This window comes from Streptococcus pseudopneumoniae (assembly GCF_038148955.1).
In the GTDB taxonomy this organism is placed as follows: Bacteria; Bacillota; Bacilli; order Lactobacillales; family Streptococcaceae; genus Streptococcus; species Streptococcus pseudopneumoniae_T.
The window spans coordinates 50,879-70,037 of the sequence record NZ_JBBJZY010000008.1; the positions used below are offsets into that span (position 1 = coordinate 50,879).

Below are 19,159 nucleotides of genomic sequence, written 5' to 3' on the forward strand. Positions count from 1 at the left end.
CTTCTAAATAATAACTCCTGATTGCAAGATTATATTCGAATATGGTGTATCTTCCCCAGTGCGAATAACTGCCTTAACTTTAGTATTCATAGCTTTCAATTCTTCATGACTAATATATTCAATAATTATATTCGATCCTAAAAGATCTAGAACTGCTTGCCACTGTTCTTTGTTTTTTTCCTTAATTTCTTCTGCTAAGAAAATTTTTTCAATAAGTACATGATCTGAATATTCTTTTAAAACTTCTAAAAAACTTGGACTACCTTTTCTTAATGCTAAATCAATTTTATCAACACCTTTTGGAACTGGCAATCCTAAATCTCCGATACAAACCAAATCCATATGACCTAAATCATCAGCTAGTTTTGCTATATTACTATTTAAAATCCCATATTTCTTCATATCCTGAATGCTCCTTTATTTCTTTCAAACTCGGCATGCCCCCTTGCGCTCCAAATCTTTGAACAGAAAGATGTGAAGCAATCGTTGCAAAGGACAATGCAACATTCATCTCTTTTCCTTTTGAGATAGCATAAGCAAAAGCACCATTAAACGTATCTCCTGCTCCTGTAGTATCAACTACTTCTGCTTTTATAGCAGGAATTTTCTGAACTGCTGTCCCATCATAATAAATAGAACCTTCAACTCCTAATGTCACAATCATTTTATTAGGATAAATTTTAATAATTTCTTCTAATTTCTTATCTGGAAAAAGCTCTGAACATTCATGCTCATTAGGAGTAATAAAATCACAAAAAGGAATCATCTCTATATCTGTTTCTCTAGCTGGTGCAGGATTGTAAAGCACCTTAACTTGATTTTCTTGACAAAATTTAGCTATAGATAAGTTGGCTTCATGTGGTATTTCATTCTGTAATACAACAATACTTGCATCACTAATCAATTCCCACTCATTTTTCCAATCATTTGTTTTAACTAAATTATTCGCTCCGGGATAATAAATAATCCTATTATCACCTCCATATAAAGTAATTTGTGCAGCTCCCGTAGATTGTGGTACCGTTCCCACATGTTCTGTAGAAATATTATTATTTTGCAGATTACTTAGTAAATCTGCTGAAAAAATATCTTCTCCGACGTTTCCAAATATGTAAATATTATCTTCTACACTGGATAATCTACCAATAGCTACAGCTTGATTTGCACCTTTTCCACCTGGAACTATATTAAACGAATCCCCAAAAATCGTTTCACCTCCTTCTGGAATCCTTTTTGTTCTCATAACTAAGTCCATTGAAATACTTCCAACAACAACAATTTTACTCATTACTTTCTCCTTAATGTATTTCTTTCTACGTATCTAACAGGTAGTTTAATTTTAGCTTCATCTATAGAGAACTTATTTGCCATATTATAGATTAGTTTTGCAGCCTGTTCTCCCATTTTATATGATGATTGGTGAATAGTTGATAAAGAAGGATAAATAAATTGACTAAGTACAATATCATCATAACCAATGATTTGAATATCATCTGGAATTTTTTTACCAATTGCTAAAATTTCATGAATATAAGCTATCGCATGAATATCAGAAGGTGCTATAATACTATCGATATTTGGATTTCTTTTTAGATTCTCTTTAGCTTCTTTTTGAATTTTTTCAAAGTCAAACGTTTCACTTTCTTCAATACAAATTTCTAAAGATTTATTCCTCAAATAGTTTAAACTTGCTTCAAACCGTTCCGCAATATTCTCGGCTTTATCATCTAAAACTTTAATAATCAGAACTTGTTTAGCGCCTGCATTACAGATTGCTTCAGCAGCCAAACGACCACCTGACTGATTATCAGAAAAAACACCGTAACCTGTATCTTTACTAATTCGGTCAACCACAACAACAGGTAATGATAAATCTGGATATTCTTTTGTGAAGTCATGTGTAGTAATAATTCCAGCAGCATTTGTTTTCAACAGTAAGTTAACATATTCATCCAAAGATTCTTGGTCTGAAATCGTACCAACCATAATTCTATAACCTTTATCTTTCAAATATGATTCAGCTCCTCGAACCAATCTTGGGAAGAAGGGATTTGAAATATCTGGCAATAAGAGTCCTACCATTTGGTTTTTTTTGGTTTTCAAAGATTGTGCTAATACATTTGGTGTGTAATTTAATTTTTTAATCGCATTTTTTATTTTCTCTCTCGCATCATCTCCAACATAACCTTTTTTTGATATATATCTTGAAACCGTTGATTTTGATACTCCAGCTTCTTCAGCAACCTGTTTTATTGTAGTCATCATTCCTCCTTCTTCCTTTGTGGAACCGTTCCCTTATTCTATAGTAAACGTTTTCTTTTGATTTGTCAATACTTTTCTAAAAATATTTTAAATTTATTTCAGAGTACATATGTTTTTTCCTAATCTTCTATTACTATTAGACAGGAAACTAAACAAGACCTCCACTATATCGAGGAGGCCTTGGATCAGCTTGGTTATTTAGTAAAAGACTAAAAGATTTCCTTCTCCCAGCCATCTTCTGTACGGTGGCGGTAGAAAAACTCCGACTTGTCAGGAGCTTCCATCATTTCCATCAAGGGTAACATATCATAGGCCAGATCCAAGTTTGGAATCTGGTCTTTTTGCACCCAAGATACTTCGCCCTCTTCTGAGGATTGAAGAGTTCCAATAAACTCGGTCGCCTTGTAACAAAAGACAATGTAACGCCCGCCTGTATCCAGTGGCCAATTTTTAATGCCGACCAATTGAGGATTTTGGATAGTTAACCCTGTTTCTTCATAGATTTCACGAATGACAGACTCTGCGAAAGACTCGCCATTTTCTACATGACCTCCAGGAAAGGCATAACCTGACCAGCGATTGTTTTCAGGAGCGCGATACTGCATTACCACGCGCTGGGTTTCGAGGTCTTCAATCAGACAAATGTTTGTTAAAATTGTTAATTGGGAACGGGACATATTTTCTCCTTCTATGATTTGGTTAATACTTTTGTCATATTAAAAATTATATCTATTAGTCTTTTCCTAATATACTCAAAAATAGCTCCTACAAAAAATAATAAAAATGTTACTGTCAAAATAATAATAGCAAACATAAATAATTCTTTCCCATCAATTAAGAAATTTATGCTAGGTAGAATTCTCCTGAAAATAAGAGGATGAACATGAAATAGATAAACACCCAATGTAAGCGGAGATAAAAATAGAACTATTTTTTCAAGTGAAGGTGGAATGTTTTTTATATTTAAGCATAATAAAAATATCAATATTCCTTGAAGAGTCACTGTCGGTGAACTATAACTCCTCCACTGTTCATAATTAAAGAAGTACAATACAAAGGTTAGACTTGTTAATAATAATATCCCCAAAATAACTTTCCATGATCGAAAATAACTTTCATACTTAAATTTTCTGATTATAGCACCCACTATATAGAGTAATATCATCCATAGAACACTATAACCTCTCCATATTCCTAATGAATCTTGTTTGAAAATTGTTGGAATAATAGAGAAATATATAAATCCTCCTGTTAATAACGAAAGTAATAATTCTTTCGACATTGTTAAAATTGCCTGATTTAATAATGGTGCTATTAACATCAAGCCAAAATAACAACTCATATACCAATACTGACCATTACTGATTGGGGTTAAGGCATAAAACCATTCAGTTGGAGTTACAGATGATTTTGAAAAAACTGCAAAAGCCATTGTAATTGAGATAGTATAAAAAATAATTTGTAACCAAAACTTAGACATTTTTTTATAACTAAACTGTGAATATAGACCCACGTAACCACTAATTAAAATAAAAATATTAACAGCTGGATAAGAAAAAGCTTCTAAGATATTAGCAAGAAAATAATATATATCTTTTTGATTCTCGACTTTATCTAAGACTCCTCCCATACCTAAAACATGCAAATTACAAATCATCAACATAGCTATAATTCTACAGCATTCAATACCTATATATCTTGTTTTATTTGTTACCATATCTTCCTTATCTATTATCCTATAATGTTTGTTAATCCAACGCCTTGACTTCCAGCATCATATCACGGATCTGGGCAGCAAGTTCAAAGTCAAGCACTTCGACGGCTTCTTGCATTTGTTTTTCTAGTTTCTTAACTAGTTCTTTGCGCTCTTGTTTGTTGAGGCTATTGATGTCGACTTCCTTGTCCTCTTCCTTAGCAACTGCCTTGGTCACGGCAATCAGGTCACGGATTTCTTTCTTGATTGTCTGTGGTACAATACCATGCTCTTCATTATAAGCCATCTGGATTTTCCGACGACGGGCCGTTTCATCAATGGCACGTTGCATAGACTGAGTCATGGTGTCAGCGTACATGATGACATGCCCTTCGCTATTACGAGCAGCACGACCAATGGTCTGGATGAGTCCACGCTCGTTACGAAGGAAGCCTTCCTTGTCAGCATCGAGAATGGCAACCAAGCTTACCTCAGGAACATCAATCCCTTCACGTAGGAGGTTGATTCCGACCAAGACATCAAAGACACCCAAGCGCAGGTCACGGATAATCTCAGTCCGTTCCAGAGTCTTAATATCCGAGTGCATGTACTTGACTTTGATACCCATTTCCTTGAAGTAGTCGGTTAAGTCTTCTGCCATTTTCTTGGTCAAGGTGGTAATAAAGGTTCGCTCGTTCTTTTCAACACGGGTATTGATTTCACCTAAAAGGTCATCAATCTGTCCCATTGTCGGACGGACTTCCACCTCAGGATCTAAAAGACCTGTCGGACGAATGATTTGCTCAATCACTGTCTCGGTCTGTTCATTTTCATAGTCGCCTGGTGTCGCTGAAACGTAAACAATCTGATGCACATGGCTTTCAAACTCCTCACGACGGAGAGGACGATTGTCCAGTGCTGACGGCAAACGGAAACCATAATTAACCAGCATTTCCTTACGCGAACGGTCTCCATTGTACATGCCCTTGATTTGTCCCATGGTCATGTGACTTTCATCAATCATGATCAAGAAATCATCTGGGAAGAAATCCAACAAAGTGTAAGGTGGCTCACCTTCGCTCCGTCCATCCATGTGGCGAGAATAATTCTCAACCCCATTGGTATAGCCCATCTCACGCAACATCTCGATATCGTACTCTGTCCGCTGTTTCAAACGTTGGGCTTCTAGCAGTTTGCCTTCCTTCTCAAAGACAGCTAACTGCTCCTCCAACTCTGCCTGAATCTTAGCAATAGCAACTTCCATGTGGTCGTCATTGGTCACAAAGTGAGTAGCTGGGAAAATCGCCAAATGATCCACTTCTCCCAATACCTGGCCTGTCAGAGCCTCCACTTCTCGTATACGGTCGATTTCGTCTCCGAAAAATTCTACTCGAAAAGCGTGTTCATCACGAGAAGCTGGGAAAATCTCCACTACATCCCCACGCACACGAAACCTTCCCCGTTGGAAATCAATATCATTTCGCTCAAACTGAATATCGACCAAATCATTCAAAAGTTTATCACGAGAAATTTCAAGACCTGGACGCAGACTCACGACGCTGTCAGCGTATTCCTTGGGAGAACCCAAACCATAGATACAAGAAACAGAAGCCACGACAATGACATCATTGCGTTCCAAAAGAGCCGAAGTCGCTGAGTGGCGGAGTTTGTCAATCTCGTCATTGACAGAGCTATCCTTCTCAATGTAGGTATCACTAGAAGGGACATAGGCCTCTGGTTGGTAATAATCATAGTAGGATACGAAGTACTCAACAGCATTCTCAGGGAAAAATTCCTTAAATTCCCCATAGAGCTGTCCTGCCAGAGTCTTATTGTGGGCAATAACCAGAGTGGGTTTATTGACTTTGGAAATGACCTGACTCATGGTATAGGTCTTCCCTGTACCAGTAGCCCCCATCAGAATCTGAGCTTTTTCTCCCCCCTCGATGTTATCTACCAACTGCTCGATAGCTTGAGGTTGGTCTCCTGATGGTTGATATTTTGATACTAGTTTAAATTGATTATCTGTAATGCGGTTAATCATAAGAATCCTCTCTCGATGTGCTATTCCTATTTTAGCATACTTGTAACATTTTCACGAAGAAAAGGACGGACCTAAGTCACATCCTTTCATTTTCTTTCTTTAATTGATAAGCGAGATAGACAATCAGCAGTAGTAAGACCAGACTGGTCATGATAGATCCTTCTATCCCAAAAGAGCCACCTGATAGCCAGCCTTGATCGCCTTGTGGTAAAAAGGTCATTAGCGATGTTCCCGACGGCTGACCACTAACTAAAATCCCAAATAAATTTCCCTGAGCAAAATTCCAGGCGCCATGAATACCTGCTACCCCCCAAACTGTATCTGTTTTGAGGAGGTAAAGTGACATGGCAACTCCGAATAAAAAGAGATTCACTAGAGATAGAGGGGTGAGACCAGAATTTCCCGCATGAAGCAGGGTAAAGAACAGGCTAGATATAAGAACAGCTAGTTTTAGATTGGTTCTTGAGGCCAATTGAGGAAGGAGCCAAGCACGGGCCACCACTTCTTCTGTTGTCCCCTGTAAAATCCAAAATGGAATGGTAAAAATGACAAAGGCAAGCGAATAAGGATTCAAGTGAATGGACTCAAAACGATATTGCCCTAAGGCTACTAAACCTAACAAGGTCAGAAGAAAAAGTGCCAGGCCTAGACCAAATCCTTTAAGAAGATTGCTGAGGAAATTTTCTCTATAAAATCCCAAGGTTCGAATAGGTCTTTTCTCAACTTTTCTAGTCCATCTGAACACAGTGTTGAGAACGAAACCAAAGGCCAGCAATTCTAAAATTAAACGAAAGTCACTTGATTTATCCATCAAGCTCTGATGCAAGGTCTGCAAATAGGTTGCAAGATTTTGACCAGTCTCTCCAAAATTTCTAGCAAGTCTGATGAGAGCTAACAAACTAATACCATACAGAGTATAAGCCACAAACTCTCCTATGAAGACAAAAGCAAAGGCTAACAAGGGGCTTGTGTAAATGTTTAAACTCATTTTTGAAGCTTGGAAGTCTTTAAATATTCTTTTGTTCTTCATATCCTTGTCCTCTTTTCTTCTATTATATACTATTATTATAGCACTTTATAGTAGCAATTCAAGAAAGAAAAGAAATAATCAATGTTACATTTTCTGACACAAAAATATAAAAATTTGCCTTTTTTTACTTTTTCTGATATAATGGGAAAATATTCGGAAAAGGAGACTAAAAATGAAGAAAAAATTTCTAGCATTTTTGCTAATTTTATTCCCAATTTTCTCATTAGGTATTGCGAAGGCAGAGACGATTAAGATTGTGTCTGATACAGCCTATGCGCCTTTTGAGTTTAAAGATTCAGATCAAACTTATAAAGGAATTGATGTTGACATTATCAACAAAGTTGCTGAGATTAAAGGGTGGAACATTCAGATGTCCTATCCTGGATTTGACGCAGCGGTCAATGCAGTTCAAGCTGGTCAAGCTGACGCTATCATGGCAGGGATGACAAAGACGAAAGAACGTGAAAAAGTCTTCACCATGTCTGATACTTACTATGATACAAAAGTTGTCATTGCAACTACAAAGGCACACAAGATTAGCAAGTACGACCAATTGTCTGGTAAAACTGTTGGTGTTAAAAACGGAACAGCCGCTCAACGTTTCCTAGAAACGATTAAAGATAAATATGGCTTTACTATTAAAACATTTGACACTGGTGATCTGATGAACAACAGCTTAAGCGCTGGTGCCATCGATGCTATGATGGATGACAAACCTGTTATCGAATATGCCATCAACCAAGGTCAAGACCTCCATATTGAAATGGATGGGGAGGCTGTAGGTAGCTTTGCTTTCGGTGTTAAAAAAGGAAGCAAATACGAGCACCTAGTTACTGAATTTAACCAAGCCTTGGCTGAAATGAAAAAAGATGGTAGTCTTGATAAAATCATCAAGAAATGGACTGCTTCATCATCTTCAGCAGTTCCAACTACAACTACTCTTGCAGGCTTAAAAGCTATTCCTGTTAAAGCTAAATACATCATTGCCAGCGATTCTTCTTTTGCACCTTTTGTTTTCCAAAATTCAAGCAACCAATATACTGGTATTGATATGGAATTGATTAAGGCAATCGCTAAAGACCAAGGTTTCGAAATTGAAATCATCAACCCTGGTTTCGATGCAGCTATCAGTGCTGTCCAAGCTGGTCAAGCTGACGGTATCATTGCTGGTATGTCTGTTACAGATGCTCGGAAGGCGACTTTTGACTTCTCAGAATCCTACTACACTGCCAATACTATCCTTGGTGTCAAAGAATCAAGTACCATTGCTTCTTATGAGGATTTGAAAGGAAAGACGGTCGGTGTTAAAAACGGAACTGCTTCTCAAACCTTCCTAACAGAAAATCAAAGCAAATACGGTTATCAAATTAAAACCTTCGCTGATGGTTCATCAATGTATGACAGTTTAAACACTGGTGCCATTGATGCTGTTATGGATGATGAACCTGTTCTCAAATATTCTATCAGCCAAGGTCAAAAATTGAAAACACCAATCCCTGGAAGTCCAATCGGAGAAACAGCCTTTGCCGTTAAAAAAGGCACAAATCCAGAATTGATTGAAATGTTCAATAACGGACTTGCAAACCTTAAAGCAAACGGTGAATTCCAAAAGATTCTTGACAAATACCTAGCTAGTGAGTCTTCAACCGCTTCAACAAGCACTGTTGATGAAACAACTATCTGGGGCTTGCTTCAAAACAACTACAAACAACTCCTTAGCGGGCTTGGTATCACTCTTGCTCTAGCTCTTATCTCATTTGCTATTGCTATTGTTATCGGGATTATCTTCGGTATGTTTAGTGTTAGCCCCTACAAATCTCTTCGTGTGATTTCTGAGATTTTCGTTGACATTATCCGTGGTATTCCATTGATGATTCTTGCAGCCTTCATCTTCTGGGGTATTCCAAACTTCATCGAGTCTATCACAGGCCAACAAAGCCCAATTAACGACTTTGTAGCTGGTACTATTGCCCTCTCACTCAATGCAGCCGCTTATATCGCTGAAATCGTTCGTGGTGGTATTCAGGCCGTTCCAGTTGGCCAAATGGAAGCCAGTCGAAGCTTGGGTATCTCTTATGGAAAAACCATGCGTAAGATTATCTTGCCACAAGCAACTAAATTGATGTTGCCAAACTTTGTTAACCAATTCGTTATCGCTCTTAAAGATACAACCATCGTATCTGCTATCGGTTTGGTTGAACTCTTCCAAACTGGTAAGATTATCATTGCCCGTAACTACCAAAGTTTCAAGATGTATGCAATCCTTGCTATCTTCTATCTTGTAATTATCACACTTTTGACTAAACTAGCGAAACGCTTAGAAAAGAGGATTCGTTAATGGCAAAATTAAAAATTGATGTAAATGATTTACACAAAAGCTACGGAAAAAATGAAGTTTTAAAAGGAATTACGACTAAGTTCTATGAAGGAGATGTTGTTTGTATCATCGGTCCTTCAGGTTCTGGTAAGTCAACTTTCCTCCGTAGCCTAAATCTTTTGGAAGAAGTTACTAGCGGTCACATCACTGTGAACGGTTATGACTTAACTGAAAAAACAACCAACGTCGACCACGTTCGTGAAAATATCGGAATGGTGTTCCAACACTTCAACCTCTTCCCACACATGTCTGTATTGGACAACATTACCTTTGCTCCTATTGAGCACAAGTTGATGACCAAGGAAGAAGCTGAAAAATTGGGAATGGAGTTACTTGAAAAGGTTGGACTAGCAGATAAGGCTAAGGCCTGCCCAGATAGCCTATCAGGTGGTCAAAAACAACGTGTGGCCATCGCTCGTGGACTAGCAATGAATCCAGACATCATGCTCTTTGATGAACCAACTTCTGCCCTTGACCCTGAGATGGTCGGCGATGTACTAAACGTTATGAAGGAATTGGCGGAGCAAGGCATGACCATGATTATCGTAACCCATGAGATGGGATTTGCTCGTCAGGTTGCCAACCGCGTTATCTTTACTGCAGATGGCGAGTTCCTTGAAGACGGAACACCTGATCAAATCTTTGACAACCCTCAGCACCCTCGTCTGAAAGATTTCTTGGACAAGGTCTTAAACGTTTAAACTTAAACTGTAAGGATTTCCTTGCAGTTTTTCTATCTCGTATTGGATTTTTTGATTTTTCGGAAAATTATGTTAGAATTAAGTTTATGAAATGAGGTTTCCTCATACCTAGCAAGACTAGGAATAAAAATAGAAATTAGGTAGCTAGATGTCATCTAAGGTTATTGTTACAATTTTCGGTGCGAGTGGAGACCTGGCTAAACGCAAGCTCTACCCTTCCCTATTTAGACTATATAAATCCGGCAATCTTTCCGAACACTTTGCTGTCATTGGAACTGCCCGTCGTCCTTGGAGCAAGGAATATTTTGAATCTGTAGTAGTTGAATCTATCCTTGATTTGGCAGATAGTACCGAACAAGCTCAGGAGTTCGCTAGCCACTTCTACTATCAAAGTCATGATGTCAATGATACAGAACACTACATTGCTCTACGTCAATTGCAGGCTGAACTAAATGACAAGTACCAAGCTGAACACAACAAGCTCTTCTTCTTATCAATGGCTCCTCAATTCTTTGGAACCATTGCCAAACACCTTAAGTCTGAAAACATTGTGGACGGTAAAGGTTTTGAGCGTTTAATTGTTGAGAAACCATTTGGAACAGACTACGCAACTGCAAGCAAGTTGAATGACGAACTCCTAGCGACATTTAACGAAGAACAAATTTTCCGTATCGACCATTATCTTGGTAAGGAAATGATTCAAAGCATCTTTGCAGTTCGCTTTGCAAACCTGATTTTTGAAAACGTTTGGAACAAGGACTTTATTGACAATGTTCAAATTACCTTTGCGGAGCGCTTGGGTGTAGAAGAACGTGGTGGCTACTATGACCAATCTGGTGCCCTCCGCGACATGGTCCAAAACCATACACTACAACTTCTTTCTCTCCTTGCTATGGACAAGCCAGCAAGCTTCACAAAAGACGAGATTCGTGCTGAGAAGATTAAGGTCTTTAAAAACCTCTATCATCCAACGGATGAAGAGCTTAAAGAACACTTTATCCGTGGTCAATACCGTTCTGGTAAGATTGATGGCATGAAATACATCTCTTATCGTAGCGAGCCAAATGTGAATCCAGAATCAACAACTGAAACCTTTGCATCTGGTGCTTTCTTTGTAGACAGCGATCGCTTCCGTGGTGTTCCTTTCTTCTTCCGTACTGGTAAACGTCTGACTGAGAAAGGAACTCATGTCAACATCGTCTTTAAACAAATGGATTCTATCTTTGGAGAACCACTTGCTCCAAACATTTTGACCATCTATATCCAACCAACAGAAGGTTTCTCTCTTAGCCTAAATGGGAAACAGGTAGGAGAAGAATTTAACTTGGCTCCTAACTCACTTGATTACCGTACAGATGCGACTGCAACTGGTGCCTCTCCAGAACCATACGAGAAATTGATTTATGATGTCCTAAATAACAACTCAACTAACTTTAGCCACTGGGATGAAGTTGGTGCATCATGGAAATTGATTGACCGTATCGAAGAACTCTGGGCTGAAAATGGTGCCCCACTTCATGACTATAAAGCTGGAAGCATGGGACCTCAAGCAAGCTTTGACTTACTTGAAAAATTCGGTGCCAAATGGACTTGGCAACCAGATATTGCCTATCGTCAAGATGGTCGTTTAGAATAAAAAAATCCTGCAAGTTTGTTCCTTGCAGGATTTTTGTTTCTGATTAGATTAAGCCTTCCAAGAGCCCTTTCATAAAGTTTTCTGAGTTAAACTCTCCAATATCATCGATTTTTTCACCAAAACCAATCAATTTTACAGGAATATTGAGTTCTTCTCGAATAGCTAGAACAACACCACCTCGAGCAGTTCCATCAATCTTAGTCAAGACAATTCCTGTCAAAGGGGTAATTTTTGAAAATTCCTTGGCCTGTACCAAGGCATTTTGACCTGTTGATGCATCAAGTGCCAAGAAGGTTTCATGCGGAGCCTCTGGAACAACACGCTTGATGATGCGTCCAATCTTCTCCAACTCAGCCATGAGGTTGTCCTTATTTTGCAGACGACCAGCAGTATCAATCATAAGAATATCGATACCTTCAGTAACTGCACGCTCCATGCCATCAAAGACTACACTAGCTGGGTCAGCTTTTTCAGGTCCAGTCACTACTGGAACATCTACTCGTCGGCCCCATTCAGCAAGCTGGGCTACTGCTCCTGCTCGGAAGGTATCTGCCGCAACCAACATGACCTTCTTACCAGCTTGTTTATAGCGGTGGGCTAGTTTACCGATAGAAGTTGTTTTTCCCACACCATTAACCCCCACAAAGAGCATGACTGTCAAGTCCTCTTGGAAGTGAATGCTTTCATCGTAGTTGCCATCCTTTTCATAAAGCTCAACCAATTTCTCAATGATGACACGGCGAAGTGCATCGGGTTTCTTGGCGTTTTCAAGCTTGGCTTCGTAGCGTAGTTCCTCAGTTAAGTTAGAAGCGACTTGGACACCAACGTCACTCATAATCAGTAATTCTTCCAGTTCCTCGAAGAATTCTTCATCGACAGAGCGGAAGTTAGCAAAGAAGGCGTTCAAGCGGGCACCGAAACCTGTGCGAGTTTTCTTAAGACTGCGATCATATTTTTCCTGAACAGTTTCTTCTAACTGAAATCTTTCTGCTTCAAGCACTTCAGAACTATTTTCTTCTACAGTCTCTACGAACTCATTATTCTCTTCATCTGCGACTTCTTCTGAGTTTGGCAATTCTTCGACTTCTTCTTGAGAAACTACTACAGTTGGCTCTGAATCCTGACTCTCTTCAACTGTCTCTTGATTTTCCTCTTCTTGGAGCAGAGTTTCTTCAGAACTTTCAACCTCTGCATCTTCTTGAGAAACTTCCTCAGCTTCTGTATCTTCAGACAAATCAAGATTTTCCAGAGCTTCTTTTACAACTTCTTCGATTTTAGGTTCTTCTTTTTTTCCGAATAGACGGTCAAATAATCCCATATCTTAGTTCTCCTTTAGCACATATTCTTCGATAGCCCAGGCAACAGCTTCTTCATCATTGGTCATTGGAGTCACTACATTTGCGACTGCCTTGACTTCAGGAACAGCGTTTTGCATGGCAACACCGAGTCCTGCCCATTCAATCATAGAAAGGTCATTGGCTTCATCACCACAGGCCATGACTTGGCTTTGGTCGATTCCTAGATGGCTGATTAGTTTTGCCAAACCTGTTGCTTTATGAACATTCTTTGGTGACCACTCTAGCAACATTTCACGTGATTTAAAGATTTCATATTGGTCAAACAATTCTGGAGAAATCTTCTGAATAGCTGCATCCAAGGGTTCTTGAGCAAAGGCAGTCACACATTTATTGTAAGTCGTTTGACTAGATAGGTCTTCAAAGTCCACTGGAACAAAAGTCAAAGCTGGATTAAATTTGGCATAAAGACTTTCTTGGTCAGATTGAATTTGATAAACTGTTCCTTCTGAGATGGCATCAAGAGGCAGTGATAATTTCTCTGTTTCTTCATACAAGCGTGCCACATCATCATATGAAAAGACTGTTTTATCAAGGATTTCTCCTGTATTTTTCTGAACCAAACCACCATTAAAAGTAATCGTATACTCATCTTCCTGACCGTCAGTCCCTAGTTCATGGAGAAAGAAATCCATAGCTTTTAAAGGACGACCCGTTGTCAATACGACCTTGATACCACGATCACGCGCAGCTTTCAGGGTTGCCTTGGTACGATCCGTCAGCCTTTTATCAGTAGTCAGCAAGGTCCCGTCCAAGTCCAATGCAATCAATTTTATATCTGCCATTATAAGCCCTCCATATAAGCGATAACCGACTGGTCTTTATGGTGACCAATCACAGTCTCTGCTAATTCTAAAATTTCTGGTCGCGCATTTTCAGGAGCTACAGGATGTCCAACAACCTGCATCATGTGCAAGTCATTTAGATTGTCTCCAAAAGCCATAACCTGATCCATTGTGATGCCAAGTTTTTTAGCTAATTCAACAATCGCCACTCCCTTATCGACATAGTCCAGAACAATATCAATGGATTCAAAGCCAGTTGTCATGGCCTTAACACCAGAGACATTTTCGTTTACCCAAGCTTCCCCAGCTTCAAGCGTTTCTTCTGTGAAGTTGGTTGTAAATTTGAAAATGTCATCAGTGATAGCTTCCAAACTCGCTACTTTTTGGATATTTTCATTATAATGCTGGCTCTCTTTCAAATAGGTCTCATCAACCGTATCCAAAACATAAGAGCCTTTTTTACCAGTCAAAAGAAGCTTATTGATATCTACATAAGGTGACCTTTTCAGCTTTTCAAAAGTTGCCAGATAAAACTCACGAGACATGGTCGCTTCATACAAGTCCTGACCTTGATATTCGACCAAACTGCCATTTTCCGCGATGAAAATAATGTCATCACGAACATCAGCAAATAATTTTTCTAGAGACAGAAATCCTCGCCCCGAAGCCACCGCAAAATAAACCCCTTTTTCCTTGTAGGAAGCCAAAAGTGACTTGAGGCGATCCATATCAAAGCGTCCATTCCCATCTAGGAAGGTTCCGTCCATATCCGTTGCTACTAGTTTAATTGTCATCCTTCAATACTTTCTAAATCTTTTAACTTAACTGAAACAATTTTTGAGACACCTGATTCTTGCATGGTCACTCCATAGATGGAATCAGCCGCTGCCATGGTTCCCTTACGGTGGGTTACGACGATAAACTGGCTGTCCTTGTCAAAGCGGTTGAGATAATCTCCAAAGCGTTTAACATTGGCTTCATCCAGCGCAGCCTCTACCTCATCCAAGATAACAAACGGGATAGTCTTAACTCGAATAATGGAGAAAAGCAAGGCTAGAGCTGATAGGGCTTTTTCTCCACCACTCATGAGGTTGAGAGACTGGATTTTCTTACCTGGAGGTTGAACAGAAATCTCAACCCCAGCTGTCAGTAAGTCTCCCTCAGTCAAGATCAGGTCCGCCTGACCCCCACCAAACATCTGCTTGAAGGTCACTTTAAAGGACTCACGAATGGCCTCAAAGGTTGATTTAAAGCGTTCTTTTACCTCATCATTCATCTCTGTGATAGTTTCTAGAAGCAGATTTTTCGCTGACAAAATATCATCTCGCTGGCTATTTAGGAAATCCAGACGACTGTGGACTTCTTCATACTGTTCAATAGCATCCAAATTGATAGGACCCAGTGAGCGAATAGCCTTCTCTAAATCCTGCACCTCTTGCTCTGCCAGATTGAGGTTTTCAAGTTCATGTGCCTTTTCTAAAGCTTCTGTATAGCTAATTTGGTACTGATCTGTTAATTGACTTTGTAGATAGCGTAAGCGCTCGCTGACCTTTTCTTTCTTGGCTTCAGCACGAGTTTGCTTGCGAATCCACTCTTCATTCTGCTGACGAGCCTGATCCAAATGACTGGCAATATCATCCAGCTGACCTTCTATATCATCCAACTCAAACTGCTTGCGAATCAAACCTTGTTGGAGATTTGTTTTCTGAGTTTTGGCTTCTTCGGCCTGCTGACTGAGCAAATCCGTATCAACTTTCTCAAGATTATCAACCTTTTCTTGAAGAAGGCGCTGGATTTCCTCTTGTTCGATATCTAAATTGTCCAATTCCTTGCCTAAACGTTCAATATCAGCAACTTCATAACGTTTTTGTCCTTGCAGTTCTGTCTTAAGCAAGCGAGCTTGCGCTAGCTCTTCCTGCAAGTTTTGATAGCGTTCTTGGATGGCGTTTTTGTTAGACTTAATCTCTTCAATCTCAGCTTCCAGATTTTGCTTGTCACTGGCAATAGTAGCAAGGCGTGCTTGGCATTTTTCCTTATCTGCTTGCCAATCTCCGTCAGAAAGACGATCTAATTCCTCTTCTTGGAGTTTCCAAAGAGTTTCTAGCTCTTCAACTTGCTGACTGGTCTGCTGATAAGCGAGGGACAAGCCCTGCTCCTGAATACGAGCCTGCTCTCCTTGAGATTTGATGGCTTCTAATGATTCGGTCAATCTAGCCATCTGGTCTTGTAAGGTCTTCAAAGCCACTTCTTCTGAACGAAGACTTGCTTCTTCTTCAGCAATTTCTTTTTGTAATTGCTCCAGTTCTGGTTTGATGAAAATACTGTTGTTCTGACGATTAACTCCACCTGCATAGGAACCACCTGTACGAAGTTCTGTCCCATCCAGTGTCACCATGCGCACCTGATAACGAACCTGGCGAGCAGCCGCACGCGCATGTTCTATTGTATCAAATATGGCCGTCGTGGCTAGCAAATTCTTGAAAATAGCTTCCAGTCTAGTATCGAATGTCACCAGCTCATCAGCCATACCCAGAAATCCTGGACTTGCAGAAATAGCATCTTGATTCTGACTAGAAATCGTACGCGCCTTGATTGTTGTCAAAGGAAGGAAAGTCGCACGACCAGCTCTATTTCGTTTGAGGAAATCAATCGCCTTGGTTGCCGCGTTTTCATCTTCCACGATGATATGCTGACTGCTGGCTCCAAGCGCAATCTCTAGGGCAGTTTGATAATGCACATCAAAGGTCAGGTGCTCACTGACTGCACCAATAATTCCACCAAGGCGGGCTTTTTCTTGGAGAACACTCTTAACACCTGCATAAAAGTTACTGTGATTTCTAAGGATATTTTCCAAACTTTGGGCTCTAGCCTGCTTGTTTTTGAGATTATCCAGACGGTCAAAGAGTTGACTTTGTTGGGTTTGATAGGAAGTTTTCTGTTCCTCTTGCTCCTTGGCACAGACCTGGTAATCTGCCAATAATTTCTGAACTTGCTCCTTGGCTGTTTCAAGCTCAGCATTTTCCTGCCTAGCCTTCTCTCTAGCTGTAGCCAGTTGTTCTTTCAGCTTTTCTAGTTGATCTGCTTGCTTTTGAGAAAGCTGACGACTATTTTCCAGCTCGTTTTCGATACGGGTCAGCTGGTTTGAGACATCTGCTTCTTCTTGTAAAAGAGCTACAAAGCGTTCGCGTAAGAGCTCAATCATTTGATCAGGATCATCTGAAAAAGCTAGCAATTCAGCTTCTAAACGATTGAGTTTTTGATTATTTTGGACTAGATTTTCCTCTAACAGAGTTAAAGAGCTTTCTTTATCAGATTTTTCTTGGCTGAGTAAATTTCTCTTATCCTCCAAAGCAGCCAAACGAGCTTGTGCTTCCTGTTGATTCAGGGCTACTTGCTCAGATTCCAGTTTCGATAAGGCTAATTTTCTCTCTAAATCACTAATCAGACTAGTCAAGTCCATCAAACTGCCCTGATCTTTGGCCATTTCAGCCTGTAAATCTTGGCGTTGCTTTTTAAGAGTTTGATTTTCTTCTTCTAATTTTTCTCGCTTTTGGTAATAGCTAGTTAAGAGTTCCTGAACCTGAGCCAACTCTTCTTCTGTCGAGTCTAGTTCAACCTTATTTTCCTTGATTTGAGCAACCAATACATCTAAATAAATGGCCTTACGTTGACCTTCCAAGTCTAGGAATTTGCGGGCATTCTCAGCTTGTTTCTCAAGAGGCTTGATTTGATTATCCAACTCATAGATAATGTCTTCAAGACGATCCAGATTGTCCTGAGTTTGCTGCAATTTACTCTCTGTCTCTTTTCTGCGAGTCTTGTATTTTAAAACTCCTGCAGCTTCTTCGAAAATAGCACGACGTTCCTCAGGTTTGGAGTTGAAAATCTCCTCAACCTTCCCTTGGGAAATGATGGAGAAGGAATCTCGTCCCAAACCTGTATCCAAGAAAAGATCATGGATATCACGTAGACGGACTTTCTTGCCATCAATCTTGTATTCGCTATCTCCACTACGATAGATATGGCGTTCTACCCTGATTTCTTGACCAGCATCCTTGATAAATCCGTCATGATTATCCAGAGTCACAATTACAGAAGCATAATTAAGCGGTTTGCGACTTTCGGTACCAGCAAAGATGACATCTGGCATCTTGCCACCACGGAGACTCTTGACACTAGACTCCCCCAAGGCCCAACGCAGACTTTCTGTAATATTCGACTTTCCTGATCCATTGGGTCCAACAACTGCCGTCACACCTTGGTCAAAGACGACCTTGGTCTTATCAGCAAAAGACTTGAATCCCTGAATTTCGATTTCCTTTAAATACATGAATCCAGCCCTTTCTCAACGGCATTTTTGGCAGCTTCCTGCTCTGCTAATTTCTTAGAACGACCTTGACCTTGACCAATGCTCTTGCCTTCAACAAGAACTTCTACATCAAAAACCTTATCATGGGCAGGACCCGTTTCAGAAATCACCTGATAACGAATAGCCACATCCCCATTGACCTGTAGTAACTCTTGAAGATGGGTTTTGTAGTCTGTAATCATCTCAAACTCGCCTGCTTCAACCTTAGGAATCATGACTTGGTAGATAAATTCCTTGACCTTGGCCACATCCTTGTCCAAAAGAAGGGCACCAAGAAAGGCTTCAAAGGCATCACCAAGAATGGTGTCACGATTGCGACCACCAGACTTTTCTTCTCCCTTACCCAGCTTGATAAACTGGTCAAACTGGCAATCACGCGCAAATCCGGCCAAACTCTCCTCGCGGACAATCATGGCACGGAGTTTAGACAAATCACCCTCAGGCTTTTTAGGATATTTTTTATACAGATATTCTGAAATCAATAACTGTAGAACAGCGTCTCCTAAAAATTCCAAGCGCTCATTGTGTGAAATTTTTAAGAGGCGGTGCTCATTGGCATAACTCGTATGAGTAAAGGCAGTTTCCAGTAACTTTTTGTCTGCAAATTCGATTGCAAAATGTTTCTTTAGTACAGTTTGTAATTCTTTCATACCAACCTCTTTCTAACTGACAACAGTCCTTTTTATTATATCAAAAAAAGGCCCCTGAGTCACTTTAAAATGGGACTGGAAAGCATTTGGGAATTCTTTAAAAAGAGATTTTCAGTTTTAGAGAAAAATTTGAGGCAGTGTAAAGAAAAAAGCCCTATTAAAGGCTTCTTTAGGATGTTTACATCCACCCTGAGGGAATCGAACCCCCATCTCAAGAACCGGAATCTTACGTGATATCCATTACACTAAGGGTGGAA

At 39.8% G+C, this 19,159-nt stretch carries 15 protein-coding genes, 1 tRNA gene and 1 pseudogene; 4 read left to right on the forward strand and 13 right to left on the reverse strand.

The genetic code is table 11. From position 1 onward, the window contains the following. Nucleotides 1–3: 3 nt before the first annotated feature. From rbsD to WKI23_RS04255, 3 genes are read right to left on the reverse strand one after another with little or no spacing between them, the layout of a single operon-like run. Entirely contained in the window at nt 4–402 is a 399-nt protein-coding gene (gene rbsD / locus WKI23_RS04245) for a D-ribose pyranase (RefSeq protein ID WP_000759835.1), read from the reverse strand. Continuing rightward, the gene (rbsK, locus tag WKI23_RS04250; RefSeq protein WP_368079058.1) at nt 377–1,288 is read right to left on the reverse strand and encodes a ribokinase; all 912 of its coding nucleotides are present in this window, start codon (nt 1,286–1,288) and stop codon (nt 377–379) included. Before rbsK ends, rbsD begins: the two co-directional genes overlap by 26 nt. Then, the gene (locus tag WKI23_RS04255; protein WP_368079059.1) at nt 1,288–2,262 is read right to left on the reverse strand and encodes a LacI family DNA-binding transcriptional regulator; all 975 of its coding nucleotides are present in this window, start codon (nt 2,260–2,262) and stop codon (nt 1,288–1,290) included. The genes rbsK and WKI23_RS04255 overlap by 1 nt, the downstream gene beginning before the upstream one ends. 135 nt (nt 2,263–2,397) lie before the next feature. Between WKI23_RS04255 and WKI23_RS04260 the strand changes: the two are divergent. Then, nucleotides 2,398–2,475: pseudogene (locus tag WKI23_RS04260) on the forward strand (DNA-binding transcriptional regulator); the annotation flags it as partial. On the opposite strand, the gene WKI23_RS04265 reads toward WKI23_RS04260, so the two are convergent. The 4 genes from WKI23_RS04265 to WKI23_RS04280 all read right to left on the reverse strand — a co-directional run bounded on the left by WKI23_RS04265 (nt 2,472) and on the right by WKI23_RS04280 (nt 7,029). Next, nucleotides 2,472–2,939, reverse strand: a complete 468-nt coding sequence (locus WKI23_RS04265; protein WP_368079060.1) for an 8-oxo-dGTP diphosphatase — start codon at nt 2,937–2,939, stop codon at nt 2,472–2,474. The pseudogene WKI23_RS04260 and the gene WKI23_RS04265 sit on opposite strands and share 4 nt — an antisense overlap. Before the next feature lie 11 nt (nt 2,940–2,950). Further along, on the reverse strand, nt 2,951–3,979 hold the full coding sequence (locus WKI23_RS04270; protein WP_368079061.1) for an acyltransferase: 1,029 nt from the start codon (nt 3,977–3,979) through the stop codon (nt 2,951–2,953). Between the two features lie 31 nt (nt 3,980–4,010). Further along, on the reverse strand, nt 4,011–5,999 hold the full coding sequence (gene uvrB / locus WKI23_RS04275) for an excinuclease ABC subunit UvrB (protein ID WP_368079062.1): 1,989 nt from the start codon (nt 5,997–5,999) through the stop codon (nt 4,011–4,013). 76 nt (nt 6,000–6,075) lie between these two features. Next, complete coding sequence (locus tag WKI23_RS04280; protein ID WP_368079063.1) at nt 6,076–7,029, reverse strand: CPBP family intramembrane glutamic endopeptidase; 954 nt, start codon at nt 7,027–7,029, stop codon at nt 6,076–6,078. A gap of 172 nt (nt 7,030–7,201) precedes the next feature. Here WKI23_RS04280 and WKI23_RS04285 point away from each other — a divergent pair, with 172 nt between their 5' ends. From WKI23_RS04285 to zwf, 3 genes are all read left to right on the forward strand, one after another. Next, nucleotides 7,202–9,367, forward strand: coding sequence for an ABC transporter substrate-binding protein/permease (locus tag WKI23_RS04285; RefSeq protein ID WP_368079064.1), 2,166 nt, complete (start codon nt 7,202–7,204; stop codon nt 9,365–9,367). Then, entirely contained in the window at nt 9,367–10,107 is a 741-nt protein-coding gene (locus WKI23_RS04290) for an amino acid ABC transporter ATP-binding protein (protein ID WP_001096329.1), read from the forward strand. The genes WKI23_RS04285 and WKI23_RS04290 overlap by 1 nt, the downstream gene beginning before the upstream one ends. Before the next feature lie 148 nt (nt 10,108–10,255). Then, a complete protein-coding gene (gene zwf / locus WKI23_RS04295; protein ID WP_173225836.1) occupies nt 10,256–11,743 on the forward strand; it encodes a glucose-6-phosphate dehydrogenase in 1,488 nt (495 codons plus the stop codon). Between the two features lie 43 nt (nt 11,744–11,786). On the opposite strand, the gene ftsY is transcribed toward zwf, so the two are convergent. The 6 genes from ftsY to WKI23_RS04325 all read right to left on the reverse strand — a co-directional run bounded on the left by ftsY (nt 11,787) and on the right by WKI23_RS04325 (nt 19,157). Further along, entirely contained in the window at nt 11,787–13,061 is a 1,275-nt protein-coding gene (gene ftsY, locus WKI23_RS04300) for a signal recognition particle-docking protein FtsY (RefSeq protein WP_368079065.1), read from the reverse strand. A gap of 3 nt (nt 13,062–13,064) precedes the next feature. Beyond that, nucleotides 13,065–13,883 (reverse strand): Cof-type HAD-IIB family hydrolase, encoded by an 819-nt coding sequence (locus tag WKI23_RS04305; protein ID WP_033683757.1) that lies wholly within the window; start codon nt 13,881–13,883, stop codon nt 13,065–13,067. Continuing rightward, on the reverse strand, nt 13,883–14,677 hold the full coding sequence (locus WKI23_RS04310; protein WP_368079066.1) for an HAD family hydrolase: 795 nt from the start codon (nt 14,675–14,677) through the stop codon (nt 13,883–13,885). The genes WKI23_RS04305 and WKI23_RS04310 overlap by 1 nt, the downstream gene beginning before the upstream one ends. Beyond that, complete coding sequence (gene smc, locus WKI23_RS04315; RefSeq protein WP_368079067.1) at nt 14,674–18,213, reverse strand: chromosome segregation protein SMC; 3,540 nt, start codon at nt 18,211–18,213, stop codon at nt 14,674–14,676. The genes WKI23_RS04310 and smc overlap by 4 nt, the downstream gene beginning before the upstream one ends. After that, nucleotides 18,204–18,902, reverse strand: coding sequence for a ribonuclease III (gene rnc, locus WKI23_RS04320; RefSeq protein ID WP_173229464.1), 699 nt, complete (start codon nt 18,900–18,902; stop codon nt 18,204–18,206). The genes smc and rnc overlap by 10 nt, the downstream gene beginning before the upstream one ends. A 183-nt stretch (nt 18,903–19,085) precedes the next feature. Next, nucleotides 19,086–19,157: transfer RNA gene (locus WKI23_RS04325), tRNA-Arg, on the reverse strand. Nucleotides 19,158–19,159 lie beyond the last annotated feature (2 nt).

Excerpts from the sequence above, each read along its gene's own strand:
- rbsD (WP_000759835.1), bottom strand. The coding sequence starts at position 402 with ATGAAGAAATATGGGATTTTAAATAGTAATATAGCAAAACTAGCTGAT.
- rbsK (WP_368079058.1), bottom strand. The coding sequence starts at position 1,288 with ATGAGTAAAATTGTTGTTGTTGGAAGTATTTCAATGGACTTAGTTATG.
- WKI23_RS04255 (WP_368079059.1), bottom strand. The coding sequence starts at position 2,262 with ATGACTACAATAAAACAGGTTGCTGAAGAAGCTGGAGTATCAAAATCA.
- WKI23_RS04265 (WP_368079060.1), bottom strand. The coding sequence starts at position 2,939 with ATGTCCCGTTCCCAATTAACAATTTTAACAAACATTTGTCTGATTGAA.
- WKI23_RS04270 (WP_368079061.1), bottom strand. The coding sequence starts at position 3,979 with ATGGTAACAAATAAAACAAGATATATAGGTATTGAATGCTGTAGAATT.
- uvrB (WP_368079062.1), bottom strand. The coding sequence starts at position 5,999 with ATGATTAACCGCATTACAGATAATCAATTTAAACTAGTATCAAAATAT.
- WKI23_RS04280 (WP_368079063.1), bottom strand. The coding sequence starts at position 7,029 with ATGAAGAACAAAAGAATATTTAAAGACTTCCAAGCTTCAAAAATGAGT.
- WKI23_RS04285 (WP_368079064.1), top strand. The coding sequence starts at position 7,202 with ATGAAGAAAAAATTTCTAGCATTTTTGCTAATTTTATTCCCAATTTTC.
- WKI23_RS04290 (WP_001096329.1), top strand. The coding sequence starts at position 9,367 with ATGGCAAAATTAAAAATTGATGTAAATGATTTACACAAAAGCTACGGA.
- zwf (WP_173225836.1), top strand. The coding sequence starts at position 10,256 with ATGTCATCTAAGGTTATTGTTACAATTTTCGGTGCGAGTGGAGACCTG.
- ftsY (WP_368079065.1), bottom strand. The coding sequence starts at position 13,061 with ATGGGATTATTTGACCGTCTATTCGGAAAAAAAGAAGAACCTAAAATC.
- WKI23_RS04305 (WP_033683757.1), bottom strand. The coding sequence starts at position 13,883 with ATGGCAGATATAAAATTGATTGCATTGGACTTGGACGGGACCTTGCTG.
- WKI23_RS04310 (WP_368079066.1), bottom strand. The coding sequence starts at position 14,677 with ATGACAATTAAACTAGTAGCAACGGATATGGACGGAACCTTCCTAGAT.
- smc (WP_368079067.1), bottom strand. The coding sequence starts at position 18,213 with ATGTATTTAAAGGAAATCGAAATTCAGGGATTCAAGTCTTTTGCTGAT.
- rnc (WP_173229464.1), bottom strand. The coding sequence starts at position 18,902 with ATGAAAGAATTACAAACTGTACTAAAGAAACATTTTGCAATCGAATTT.